Annotated in this window: 11 protein-coding genes; 6 read left to right on the forward strand and 5 right to left on the reverse strand. The window is 66.4% G+C overall.

Annotation, left to right across the window (positions count from 1 at the left end; translation table 11 throughout):
• The first annotated feature begins 41 nt into the window (after positions 1-41).
• The gene (locus tag BN60_RS12265; protein WP_020696347.1) at positions 42-1,301 is read left to right on the forward strand and encodes an MFS transporter; all 1,260 of its coding nucleotides are present in this window, start codon (positions 42-44) and stop codon (positions 1,299-1,301) included.
• Position 1,302: 1 nt separating this feature from the next.
• Here the strand turns inward: BN60_RS12265 and BN60_RS12270 are convergent, their stop codons facing one another.
• The 3 genes from BN60_RS12270 to BN60_RS12280 all read right to left on the reverse strand — a co-directional run bounded on the left by BN60_RS12270 (position 1,303) and on the right by BN60_RS12280 (position 5,552).
• A complete protein-coding gene (locus BN60_RS12270) occupies positions 1,303-2,367 on the reverse strand; it encodes a division plane positioning ATPase MipZ (RefSeq protein WP_020696348.1) in 1,065 nt (354 codons plus the stop codon).
• The gene (locus BN60_RS12275) at positions 2,364-4,475 is read right to left on the reverse strand and encodes a molybdopterin-containing oxidoreductase family protein (protein ID WP_020696349.1); all 2,112 of its coding nucleotides are present in this window, start codon (positions 4,473-4,475) and stop codon (positions 2,364-2,366) included. The genes BN60_RS12270 and BN60_RS12275 overlap by 4 nt, the downstream gene beginning before the upstream one ends.
• A 150-nt stretch (positions 4,476-4,625) precedes the next feature.
• Positions 4,626-5,552, reverse strand: coding sequence for a hypothetical protein (locus BN60_RS12280; RefSeq protein WP_020696350.1), 927 nt, complete (start codon positions 5,550-5,552; stop codon positions 4,626-4,628).
• Positions 5,553-5,750: 198 nt separating this feature from the next.
• Between BN60_RS12280 and BN60_RS12285 the strand changes: the two genes are divergently transcribed.
• Both BN60_RS12285 and BN60_RS12290 read left to right on the forward strand, forming a co-directional pair.
• Complete coding sequence (locus BN60_RS12285; protein WP_043283873.1) at positions 5,751-7,001, forward strand: hypothetical protein; 1,251 nt, start codon at positions 5,751-5,753, stop codon at positions 6,999-7,001.
• 25 nt (positions 7,002-7,026) lie between these two features.
• Positions 7,027-8,640: an AMP-binding protein gene (locus tag BN60_RS12290; RefSeq protein ID WP_020696351.1), complete on the forward strand. Its 1,614-nt coding sequence runs from the start codon at positions 7,027-7,029 to the stop codon at positions 8,638-8,640.
• 3 nt (positions 8,641-8,643) lie between these two features.
• On the opposite strand, the gene BN60_RS12295 is transcribed toward BN60_RS12290, so the two are convergent.
• The gene (locus tag BN60_RS12295) at positions 8,644-9,030 is read right to left on the reverse strand and encodes a type II toxin-antitoxin system death-on-curing family toxin (RefSeq protein WP_020696352.1); all 387 of its coding nucleotides are present in this window, start codon (positions 9,028-9,030) and stop codon (positions 8,644-8,646) included.
• Complete coding sequence (locus tag BN60_RS12300) at positions 9,027-9,254, reverse strand: AbrB/MazE/SpoVT family DNA-binding domain-containing protein (protein WP_020696353.1); 228 nt, start codon at positions 9,252-9,254, stop codon at positions 9,027-9,029. The genes BN60_RS12295 and BN60_RS12300 overlap by 4 nt, the downstream gene beginning before the upstream one ends.
• 258 nt (positions 9,255-9,512) lie before the next feature.
• Here BN60_RS12300 and BN60_RS12305 point away from each other — a divergent pair, with 258 nt between their 5' ends.
• Genes BN60_RS12305 through BN60_RS31635 form a run of 3 tightly spaced genes read left to right on the forward strand, consistent with a single transcriptional unit; the run spans position 9,513 to position 12,105 of the window.
• Positions 9,513-10,484, forward strand: a complete 972-nt coding sequence (locus BN60_RS12305; protein ID WP_020696355.1) for a Bug family tripartite tricarboxylate transporter substrate binding protein — start codon at positions 9,513-9,515, stop codon at positions 10,482-10,484.
• A 12-nt stretch (positions 10,485-10,496) separates the two neighbouring features.
• Positions 10,497-11,573 carry a hypothetical protein gene (locus BN60_RS12310; protein ID WP_020696356.1) on the forward strand — a complete coding sequence of 359 codons (1,077 nt, stop codon included), beginning with the start codon at positions 10,497-10,499 and terminating at the stop codon, positions 11,571-11,573.
• Positions 11,574-11,583: 10 nt separating this feature from the next.
• Positions 11,584-12,105, forward strand: a complete 522-nt coding sequence (locus BN60_RS31635; protein WP_273701409.1) for a UGSC family (seleno)protein — start codon at positions 11,584-11,586, stop codon at positions 12,103-12,105.
• The last annotated feature ends 74 nt before the right edge of the window (positions 12,106-12,179 follow it).

Here is a 12,179-nt window from a genome sequence, read left to right on the forward strand (position 1 = left end):
GTTCAATATGGTGCACGCGCGCAGTCGCGCCAACACGAAGCATGACCGGAAACGCCCCAACCTTCGCCACGCTGCTGCTGCGCGTCTTTCTACCCTTCGCGCTCGCCTACTTCCTCTCCTACATCTTCCGGGGCGTGAATGCGGTCATCTTCCCGTATCTCGAACGGGATGTCGGCATCACGGCGGGCGATCTCGGCCTTCTCACCTCGGCCTTCTTCCTGTTCTTCGCGGGCTGCCAGCCCGTGCTCGGCGTCATGCTCGACCGTTACGGGCCGCGCAAGGTGCAGACGGTGCTGCTGGCGATGGCCGGCGTCGGCTCGGCGCTGTTCGGCCTCAGCTTCTCGCTCGGCGAGCTGGTTGTCGCACGCGTGCTGATTGGCCTCGGCTTCGCCGGCGGGCTGATGGCCGCGATCAAGGCGATCACGCTGTGGTATCCGCCGGAACGCTGGGGCCTCATCACCGGCTTCCACATGATGGCGGGTGGCCTCGGCTCGATGGCCGCCACGCTTCCCGTTCAATGGTCGTTGTCGGTCATGAGCTGGCAGGGCCTGTTCTTCTGGCTGGCCGGGCTCTGCCTCGTCACCTCGGCGATCCTGTTCGTGGTCGTGCCGGAACGCGGCACGCCCAAGGCACAGGGCACCCTGCGCGAACAGTTCCGCATCACCGGCATCGTGCTGACCGACGGCTTCTTCTGGCGCATCCAGCCGTTGCTCACCTTCCAGCAGGTCGCCTTCATCGCCAGCATCACGCTATGGATCGGGCCGTGGCTGCGCGACGTCGGCGGCATTGCCGACAGGGACGTGCGCGCGGACATCCAGCTCTACACGACGGCAACGATGACCTTGGGCTTTGCGCTGAGCGGCGTGCTGTCGGGCGCCTTCCGCCGGGTCGGCGTGAGCGACTTCGCCTCCTCCACTTTGGTCAGCGTGCTCTTCGCGCTGGTCTGCGCCTGGCTTGCCTTCCTGCCCACGTTCCAGCCCGTACTGGCGTGGCTGCTGTTCGGCTTTCTCGGCGCCTATCCGATCCAGTACATGCCGCTGCTCGCGCGCTCCTTCCCGGCACACTATGCCGGCCGGGTCAGCACCAGCTCGAACCTCGTCGTCTTCACCATGATCTTCGCCCTGCAATGGGCAATCGGAAAGATCGTCGACCTGTGGCCGCGCACGGCAACGGGATATGCGACCGACGGCTACACCTGGTCCTACGGCGCGCTGTTCGTCCTGCAGGTGGCAGGCCTTCTGTGGCTGTTCGTATCGCAGGCGCGCCCGCTGGCGGAGGCCCGGCCCGTGGCGGCGGACTGAGTTACTGTTCAGTCCGCGGCAGGCCTTCCGTGGCCGCTTCCCTATCGTGCGCATCCTCTGGCGGAGATTCAGGCTGAAGCTGGGCCTCGGCCTCGGCCTCGGCAGACGATGATGGCGCTTCCGAAGTTGTCTCAGATTCAGGCTGAGGCTCGTCCGGCGGCGCAGACTCATTGGCCAGCGGCGGCAGATTGAGCGCCGCTACGAGATCGCGGACTTCCTGACGGGCCGCGACGTGGCTCAACGTCAACGACGGGCCGCTGCCGCCGCGTTTGAGATCGAGCAAGGTGAGGCCGTTCAGGAACAGCTCCTTGTAGATCACGCGCTCGCTCAATCCCGCCGCGACGCGGAAGCCGATGCGCTTGGAGAGCGCCTCGATCACCGTGCTCATGTCGCGCTTGTTGCGGGCGGCCAAAGCGGAGAGACGATTGCGCATCACGATCCAGTCGACCGGCCGGCCGCCCTGCACGGCGCGGATCTGGCGCTGCTTCCACACCGCTTCCGAGTAGATCGAGGGCCGCACGATCTTGAGCGTATCGGGATCGACCCGCGCCAGCAGGTCGAGATCGATGAAGCTGTCGTTGAGCGGCGTCAGCAGGCTGTCGGCCCAGGTGTGCGCCAGCCGGCTGAGATGCGTGTCGCTGCCCGGCGTGTCGACGATCACGAAATCGGCTGCACCGACGGCCGGCTCCAGCGCGGCGGCGAGGCGTGCGCGCTCGTCGGCCTCGGCGGCGCTGCGCTCGTTCAAGGTCGAGATCGGCACCGGCGTGTGCATCGGCATCGGCAGGTCGACGCCCTTGCGCTTGGCATAGGCCGCGCGGTTTTCGAGATAGCGGCTCAACGTGCCCTGGCGCGCGTCGAGGTCGAGCGTCGCCACCCGCGCGCCGTCGCTCATCAGCGACACGGCGATATGCAGCGCCGTCGTCGACTTGCCCGAACCGCCCTTCTCGTTGCCGATCACCAGCACATGGCCGCGCCCCGGCGCCCGCGGCGCCTGCGTCTGGGCGACGCTCGGATTGGGGGCTGGCTGGAAGGTATCGCTCACCGGCACACTCACAGGCGAACTCATGGTGCTTTGCGGATCCAGACGGCGGTGTCGTGGAACACCGCGCCGCCGTGCGGCCAACCGGGATCGGCCGAGGTCAGGATGTTGATGCCGATGCCGGTCTCGAAGTTGCGATTGGGCCAGATGCCCTCGACCACGACGACGCCCTTCTGCTGGCCCTTGCGCGGCTTGGCATGGACGACGGTCTTGCCGCGGTCGTTGCCGATCTCCAGGCGGTCGCCTTCGGCGATGCCCATCTCGGCGCACTGCTCCGGATTCATCAGCGCCGTCGGCCGCACCTCGCGCTTCTGCGAGCTGGGCGTCTCGGTGAAGGTCGAGTTGAGGAAGGTGCGCGCCGGTGCGGCGACCAGCCGGAACGGCTTGTCCTCCGTCGCATTGTCGATCACGTCGAAATGGTCGGGCAGCACCGGCATGTCCTTGCCGCGTGGACCGTAGGCAGACCAATCCGGCTTGAAGCGGAACTTCTTGTCGGGCCAGGCGAAGCCGTCGAGGAAGTGCGAGGTCTCGAAGCCGAGATGGAAATCCTGGCCGCCCTTCTGCCAGTTGGTCTCGGCGTCCCACATGCCCGAGGCCTTGAGGCTCTCGTCCATGATCTCCCAGGCGGTCATGTCGAAGCCGCGATGCTTGGCGCCCAGCCGCTTGGCCAGTTCGGAGATCACGTAGTGGTTCTCGCGGCACTCGCCCGGCGGCTCGATCACGGCCTTCGTGACCTGGAAGAAGGTGTGGCCGCTCGCGGTGTAGAAGTCGTCGTGCTCCAGGAACATGGTGGCCGGCAGCACGATGTCGGCGAGGGCCGCTGTCTCGGTCATGAACTGCTCGTGCACGCAGACGAAGAGGTCGTCGCGCTTGAAGCCGGCGTGGACCTTCTCAAGCTCCGGGCAGACCATCGCCGGATTGGTGTTCTGGATCAGCATGCCCGTCACCGGCGGGCCGTTCTTCAGCGCCTCGGGATCGCCGGTCAAGATCGGCCCCAGCCGCGACTGGTCGAGTTCGCGCAACGACATATCGATCAGGTCCGTCCCTTCGATCAGGGTCTTGTTGATCGGGTACATGCCGGTGTGGCCGTAGAGCGCGCCGCCGCCCTTGTATTTCCACGCGCCGGTGACGGCCGGCAGGCAGGTCACGGCATGCATGTTGGCGGCACCGTTGCGGCTGCGGCTGAAGCCGTGATGGCAGCGGATAAAGGCTGCCTTGGTCTGGCCGTAGAGCCGCGCGAAGCCCACGATCTCCTCGACCGACAGGCCGGTGATCTTGGACGCCCACTCCGGCGTGCGGGTCGCGACGTGGGCGGCCAGCTCGTCCGGCGCATCGGTGTAGCGGCGCAGGTAATCCCAGTCCGCATAGCCCTCCTTGAAGAGGACGTGCATGACGCCGACCGCCAGCGCGCCGTCGGTGCCCGGCCTGACCGCAAGGTGGATGTCGGCCTGATCGGCCGTGCCGGTGCGATAGGGATCGACCACGACCAGCTTGGCGCCCCGCTTCTTGGCCTTCATGGCGTGGGTCATGACGTTGACCTGGGTGTTCACCGGGTTGCCGCCCCAGATCACCACCAGATCGGAATGCGCGTCGACCTCGCGCACATCGGCGCCGCGCTTGGCGCCGACGCCGGCGATCCAGCCGGTATCCGACAGCGTCACGCAGATCGTCGAGAACCAGCGCGAATACTTCATCGTATGGCGCAGCAGGTTGATGCCGTCGCGCTGCACCAGCCCCATGGTGCCGGCGTAGTAATAGGGCCAGATCGTCTCGCTGCCGTGCTGGCGTGCCTTGGCGATGAACTGCTCGGCCACGATGTCGAGCGCATCGGCCCAGGAGATTTCCGCGAACTGCTTGGAGCCCTTGGGACCGACCCGGCGCAGCGGCTTCATCAGCCGGTCGGGATGATGGATGCGCTCGGCGTAGCGCGCGACCTTCTCGCAGATCACGCCGGCGGTGTAGTCGTTGCGCATCGAGCCGCGCACGCGACCGATCCGCTTGGCATCCAGCCGCTCCACATCGAGCGCGCAGGTGCTGGTGCAGTCGTGCGGACAGACCGACGGCACGGTGGTGACGCCGGCATCGCCGTGGTTCACCCGTGCATCGGGGGCATAGGCATGGTCGTCGGGGGACATTACGCGGCGCTCCTCATGGACCGGCCCAACATACAGATGACATGTCGATGAACAATGTGGATGGGAAGGGCCCTGATCCACATGTTCATCCGATCGCACACACCATGCAAGCACGCCGGACGGCGCGCCGGCGCTCCAAGTGCGGTGGCGTCAGGACAGGTCGGACAGCCAGATCCGGTCGAACAGGTCGGCCAGCGCCCGATAGGCCGGTACGGAAACCTGATCGAAGCCGTTGACGCCGACGGCGAGAAATTCGGAAAGAAGCCGGTCGGCGGCAGCGGCGTCGCGAACGCGCAGGCCGAACTCGCCCAGATCCCCGGCAATCGACGCCTGTGCCGGCAGATACGCAGCGGTCGACCGCAGTCGCGCATTCGCCGCGGGCAGGCGCACCATCGCAATGCGAGTCACGGAGGGCTGGGCATCGGGGCCGATCAGAGTGGTGCCGAACATCAATCCGCCCAGCACGCTGGCCGGCGGAGATGCCGGGAACAGGCAGAAGGTAAGCGTCGGCACGCCGCTCGAATCTTCGCCCACGCTGCCCTGGGTCGCCCGCTTGCCGATATTGATCATGCCCTTGAGTTCCAGCAGCCCGGTCGGCAGGACCTCGGTATAGAAGGCATGCAGCCGGTTGGGCGTCGACGAATTCGCGATCGTCAGCTCTCCGCGGATCAGTCGGCCCTGAAAATAGGGCGACCAGGCGTGGGAGTAGCAGACGAACGTGCCGGCCAGGGAAAGAGCGGCATTCTGGCCGTTCACACGTCCCGAAAACACCTCGATGTCGCGCGACAGGACATTTCGATCCCGGCCGTGACGGACGCAGATTTCGTCGAGGAAAGAATCGATGTCGCAATCCGCAATCCACTGGCCGGATCGGTCGAGTTCGAGCACCTTCGCCCAGTCTTCGTAGACTTGGCGTTCGCGCGGCTGCGCCCGGCCCTGCAGCCACTTGTCGGCCCGGCCGATATCGAACGACGTGTTGGCGTTGACACGGCGGAATGCCGCCGCGAGGTCCTTGCGTGCGACCGTGCCCAACAACGCTGCCGTAAGACGCAGCTTACGGTCGATATCTCGCGCCACTCGAACTCCTCGCTAGCGAACCCGTAGTGATTTCCATACTCCATTTCCCCGGAAAAGACGCAGAATTCCAGTGCATTCCTCGACAGAGGACTACTGAAAATACGCTTTTGCGGGAGAAGCCGTCTGCGAATCGTCATCCGGGCCGGCAAAGATGACACTCTGGACGGCGGCAGCAGGCTGCACCAGCATGCCCGCCGCGTGTCTTCAGATCGAGTTCCTGTCCGCAACGTCCGGCGTGCCAATGCGTCCGACGCCCCCGCGATAGAGCGTTTCGCACCCGGCCTGTGGCCGGCGACGGCGTCGGGGGATCGTGCCGTATTCGTCGTCGACGGCGATGCCGGTCCGCTGGCCGCCATGCGGCTGCGCCACGCCGGCGAGCGCCTCGAGATCGAGCGCCTCGCCGCGCGCTCCACCACCCTCGCCCGCAGGCTCGTCGCCTTCGCCGAGCGCACGGCGCGCGCCATGAAGATACGGGAGTTGCGCCTGCTGCCGGACGCCACGTCGAGCGACGGCGCGGCCGCCCTCGGCTTTCGCGACGGCGTCAAGCGTGTCTCGGGCCGCTGGTGGCATCGCATGCTCGACCATCTCGAGAATGCCGGCGTGCCGCTGCTGCGCGACGGCTCGGCCTCGCTCGATCAGACGCTCTACTATCGCGGCATCTGGGCGGCCATCGCGCTGCTGGTGGGTTTCGGCATCATTCCGCTCACGGTGTTCAGCCCGGGCGACGTGACGTTGCTGCATGTCGTCGTGCCTGCAATCGTGTGCACGGTCGGAACGCTGTTCGCGCTCTGGCAGATCGGTCTGATCGTGCAAGCGGCACGGCGCGGCAGCCGCGGTCTCGTCGCGCTGACGATCCTTGTCGTCGCCGCCTTTTCCGCCGTGGCCGTCGGCGGCCTCTTCTACGACCGTGCCCTGCCCTCGCTCGCCGAGCTGTGGGAGATCTACGGGGGCGACGAGGAGCTGGGCGATCTCGAAGTCGCCACCAGCAACGACGGCACGACGCTTCTCGTGGACGGCGCCTACGGAGTCGGCAGCGCCGATCTGGTGCGGCGTGCGCTCGACAGCAATCCGCGCGTCCGCCGCGTCGTGCTGGCTGGGCCCGGCGGCCGCATCGGCCCCGCCTTCGAGATCAACCGCATGATCCGCGAGCGCAGGCTCGCCACGCATGTCGAGAGCGGTTGCGCCTCGGCCTGCACCATCGCGTTCCTGGGCGGCACCGACCGCTCGATCTCCCCGACCGGCCGGCTCGGCTTCCATCAGGGCAGCTTTCCCGGCCTCGGCGCCAACGACATGTTCGAGAGCAACCGCGACATGCGCCGCTTCCTCGTCGCCAGCGGCGTCACGCCGGCTTTCGCCAAGCGCGCCATCGACACGCCTTCCGACGAAATCTGGACACCGACGCCGCAGGAACTGCTGGCCGGCAAGGTCGTGAACCGCATAAATCGCTGACGAGCTGAAAAGAGGTTCCTCCGGCATGATCCCCCGCGGCCTTTCCTACGACGATGCGATGCGGCAGTTCCGTTGGCCGGCGCCGGGGCGCTTCAACATCGGGCGCGCGATCTGCGAGCGGCATGCCCCCGACACGCTGGCGATGATCGTCGAGAATGCCGACGGCTCGATCCGCAACTGGACCTTCGGGCAGATGCTGGCGGCCAGCTCGCGGCTGGCCAATGCGCTGGTCGCGCGCGGCCTCGGCAAGGGCGACCGGCTGGCGGTGTTCCTGAGCCAGAGTGCCGAACTCACGATCTGCCATCTCGCCGGCTATCGCATGGGCGCCGTGGTCCTGCCGCTGTTCACGCTGTTCGGTGAGGAAGCCATCGAATATCGCCTCACCAATGCCGAGGCCTCGGCCATCGTCACCGACATGAGCCAGCTGCCGAAGCTACTCGCCGTGCGCGATCGCCTGCCCCATCTCAAGACAATAATCGTGATCGGCGCCGGCGCGCATGGCAGCGCCTTCCTCGACTGGCGGCTGCTGCTGGAGGCAGCGTCCGACAATTTCACGACCGTCGATACGATGGCCGAAGATCCCGCCCTGCTGATCTACACGTCGGGCACCACCGGCCAGCCCAAGGGCGCGCTGCATGCCCATCGCATGATGCTGGGCTGCCTGCCGGCCGTGGAGCAGTGGCTGAGCCACTGGCCGATGGGCAACGAGGTGATGTGGACGCCGGCCGAATGGGCGTGGATCGCCGGCCTCTACGATTCGCTGTTCCCGGCCTGGTACTACGGCACGCCGGTGCTGGCGCATCGCTTCGCCAAGTTCGATCCCGAGCGCGCCTTCGCCCTGCTGGCCAAGCATCGCGTCGGCGTAAGCTTCATTCCGCCGACCGCGCTCAAGATGATGAGGCAGGTCCACAAGCCGCGCGACCGCTGGACCTACGATGTCCGCGCCGTCTGCACCGGCGGCGAGGCCATGGGCGAGGAACTGCTCGCCTGGGGCCGCGACACGTTCGGCACCACGATCTCCGAAGGCTACGGCCAGACCGAGATGAACATGATGCTGCTGAACTCGCCGGACTGGTTCGAGGTCCGGCCCGGTTCGTGCGGCCGCGCCTGCCCCGGCCGCAAGGTCGCGATCGTCGACGATCGGGGCAATGTCCTGCCGCCCGGCGAGGAAGGCCAGATCGCCGGCTGGCGGCACGATCCCATCGTGATGCTGGAATACTGGCGCAACCCCGAAGCCACCGCGCGCAAATATGCCGGCGACTGGCTGCTGACCGGCGACCTCGGCCGCATCGACGAGGACGGCTACGTCTTCTTCAAGAGCCGCGACGACGACGTGATCACCTCGGGCGGCTACCGCATCGGCCCCGGTGAGATCGAGGAATGCCTGATGAAGCACCCCGCCGTCGCCATGGTCGGCGTGGTGGGCGTGCCCGACAAGGTGCGCACCGAGATCGTGAAGGCTTTCGTGCAGCTTCGCCCCGAGATCGCAGCCACCGACGCGCTCAAGACCGACCTGGCGAACTTCGTGAAGACGCGCCTTGCCGCCCACGAATATCCGCGGGCCGTCGAGTTCGTGGCCGAGCTGCCGCTCACCACGACCGGCAAGATCCTGCGCCGCGAACTGCGAAAGCTGGGTTAATTCCTAGAGCTTCTCAAGCCGGTCCCGAAACCAGGCGGCCAGCTTGCCTTCGTCGAGTGTGTCGGCGGCGAGCGCTTCCACGGCCCTGACCGCATCGGCGGGATCGAAGCGGAGACGATAGCCATTGTCCGCGAGGAACAGGCGCGCCGCGACCCACGCCACGCGCTTGTTGCCGTCGACGAACCCATGATTGCGCGCAAGGCCGTAGGCATAGGCGGCAGCCAGATCGGCCGCGTCGGGTTTTCCGTAGGCCGCAAGGTTTCGCGGCCGGGCCAGCGCCGACTCTATGGCGCCGCCGTCGCGCACGCCGTCGGGACCGCCATGCTCGGCAATCTGCCGGTCATGAATGGCCTGGAGCACGTCCAGCGCGACCCAGCGCCAGGCGGTCATTTCGCGAGGGCGCGCAGCACGTCCTTGTCTTCGCGCATGATGTCTTCGGCGAGACTCATCTGGCGCTCGAAGTCCGGATTGTAGGGCGTCAGGCGATAGCTGCCGTCCGGCGCCTCGGTCAGATAGACCGTGTCGCCTTTCTGGACCTTGAGCCGCGCCATCGCCTCCTTCGTCAGGATGAACCCTGCGGAGGCGCCGACCGTGGTGACCTTGAATTTCAGCATCTGCTCTACGTCTATATAATGATTATTATATAGAATTGCGGGATGCGGAATCAATCAGCGCGCTGGAGTCGCGCGCGCAGCGTCAAGAAGGCTAGCTTTGAAAGAGGCCGGGGAGGCTGTTGAGCAGGGTCAGGAAGCCGATCAGGGCGGCCGGCCACCAGGAGTGCAGATGAAAAGGCATGGGCTATACTCTAAGAATATAGATTAGAAATATCACTTACTTGACTGAAAAGAAAGAAACTTTTTGGGAGTAGACCGATGCGCTGGATTGCCCTTTTCGCTCTCGCCGCTGTCTGTCTTGCGGCTGGAAAGATACAGGCTCAGCCCCAATATCCCGACCGGCCGGTCAAGATCATCGTGCCCTACATCGCCGGCAGCGCGCCGGACGTGGCCGCCCGCCAGGCCGCGGGCAAGCTGACGGCCGGCCTGGGCCAGCAGTTCATCGTCGACAACAAGCCCGGCGCCAGCGGCAACATCGGCGGCGAGGCGGCCGCCCGCGCGACGCCCGACGGCTACACCCTGCTGCTGATGACCGGCAATCACGTCATCAACCCGTTCCTCTACGCCAAGCCGGGCTACGGGCTGAAGGACTTCGCGCCCATCACGATCATCACGCGCCTGCCCTCGCTGATGGTCGTGCCGCCGTCTTCTCCCGCCAAGACCGTCGCCGAGTTCATCGCGCTCGCCAAGTCGAAGCCCGGCCAGCTCAACTACGGCTCGGGCGGCATCGTCAGCCTGGCGAACCTGTCGGCGCAGGCCTTCCGGCTGGCCACGGGCATCGACTACGTCCACGTCCCCTACAAGGGCGCGCCCGACATCGTGCGCGGCCTGCTGGGCGAGCAGATCGACGTCGCCTTTCCGACCATGCCCACTGTGGTCCGGCTGGCGCAGCAGGGATCGCTCAGGCCGCTGGCCGTGACCTCGGCCAAGCGCTCGGCGGCGATGCCCGACGTGCCGACCCTCCTCGAAGCGATGCCCGCTGGCCTCGACGGCTTCGTCCAGGATTCGTGGCTGGCGCTGGCCGCCCCGGCCGGCACGCCGCCCGCCATCATCGAGCGCGTCTACGCCACGCTGAAGAAGGCGGCCGAGGCTCCGGAATTCCGCACTGCGCTCAGCAGCGACGGATCGGAGGTCGTCTTCAACACACCGGCCGAATTCGCCGCTATGCTGCCCGGCGAGAGCGAGAAGTATCAGCAGCTCATCAAGAAGCTGGACATCAAGATCGAATAGAGGAGTTCAAGGATGGCCGCCGTTGCGCCGCGCATTCACGAAGCCCCCGACGACCTGCTGGCCGCCATCGACTTCTGTTACGAACAGGGCTGGACCGACGGCCTGCCCGTCGTGCCGCCGCAGGTCGACCGCGTGAAGGCGATGCTGGCCGCCGATGCGCGGCCGGCCGATACCGTCATCTGCCATCATCCGGCGACCACGCTCGATCTCTCACTGCATGCGGCGGCGGTCAACGCCGTCATGGCGGGCTGCCTGCCCGAGTATTTCCCGGTACTGGTCGCCGCCTTCGAGGCGATGAACCGGACCGAGTTCAACTTCCATGGCTCGACCGCCAGCACCGGCGGCTCGGCGCCGCTGCTGGTCGTCAGCGGTCCCATCGTCGACGAGATCGGCATGAATGCCGACGTCAACCTGTTCGGCCCCGGCAACCGCGCCAACTCGACCATCGGCCGCGCCACGCGCCTCATTCTGCGCAACGTCTTCCAGATGCTGCCGGGCATTTCCGATAAGTCGACCCAGGGCAATCCCGGCAAGTACAGCTTCTGCATCGCCGAACGCAGCCGCGGCAATCCCTGGCCGCTGCTCTGCGAGGCGCAGGGCTACCCCAAGGGCACGTCGAGCGTCACGACCTTCGCCGGCGGCGGCTTCTGCAACGTCGAGAACCACGGCGGCAACACGCCTGAACAGATCCTCGGCTCGGTCGCCGACGCCATGGCCAACTACGGCTGCATCACCTTGGGCCAGAGCGTTGTGATCCTGGCGCCCGAGCATATGCGCATCCTGGCCGATGCCGGCTGGACGCGCGAGCAGGCGCAGGACTGCCTGTTCAGCCAGGCCAAGCGCTCGGTCGAGGGCATGAAGAGCGTCGGCAAGTATCGCGACCGCGAGTACGACCGCCAGCACGACGAGAGCGCACACAAGCTGGTCGAACAGGGCTTCGTCCATCGCGGCCTCGGCCCCGCCGACATCCTGATCACCATGGGCGGCGGCGATGCCGGCGGCCATTCCTGCTTCATTCCGTCGTGGAGCCGCGGCCGCTCGTCGTTGATGCAGCACGCGCCCATCGCCCCTCTTCCCAACAAGTCATAAGGAGACGCGCATGCAGCTCTATTCACCCATGTCGACGACGCCGAAGCGCAAGGCCTTCCGCGCGCCGCCGCTCGCCAGCCTCGACGGCGCGCGGATCGGCATTCTGGAAAACGGCAAGCTCAACGCCGAGGAGATGCTGAACGAAGTGGCGCAGCTCTTCGTCGAGCGTCACGGCTGCACCGTGCGCATGCTGTCGTCGAAGTCCAACGCCAGCGCCCCCGCCCCTTCGCCCACGCTGGTGAAGCTGGCGCAGGATGTCGACTTCGTCGTCACTGGCCTCGGGGATTGAGGGTCCTGCTCAACGTGCAGTCTGCACGACGGAATCACCTTCGAACAACTCGGCAAGCGCGCGCTTGTGATCTGCACCACACCTTTCGAGGTGACGGCGAAGAACATCGCGCGTGTGCTCGGCCTGCCCGACTATCCTTTCGTGAAGGTCCAGCATCCCATCGGAAGCTGCACCCTTCCCGAACTCAAGACGCGGGCTGAAAAAGCCTACGAACAGGCGCTGCCGATTCTGCTGGGGCCGTAGTCTCACTTCCTCCCCCGTCAACGGGGGAGGTGTCGCCGTCACCGGCGACGGAGGGGTCAGGATGGAGGGGGCTA

It is taken from the genome of Reyranella massiliensis 521, assembly GCF_000312425.1.
GTDB lineage: Bacteria > Pseudomonadota > Alphaproteobacteria > Reyranellales > Reyranellaceae > Reyranella > Reyranella massiliensis.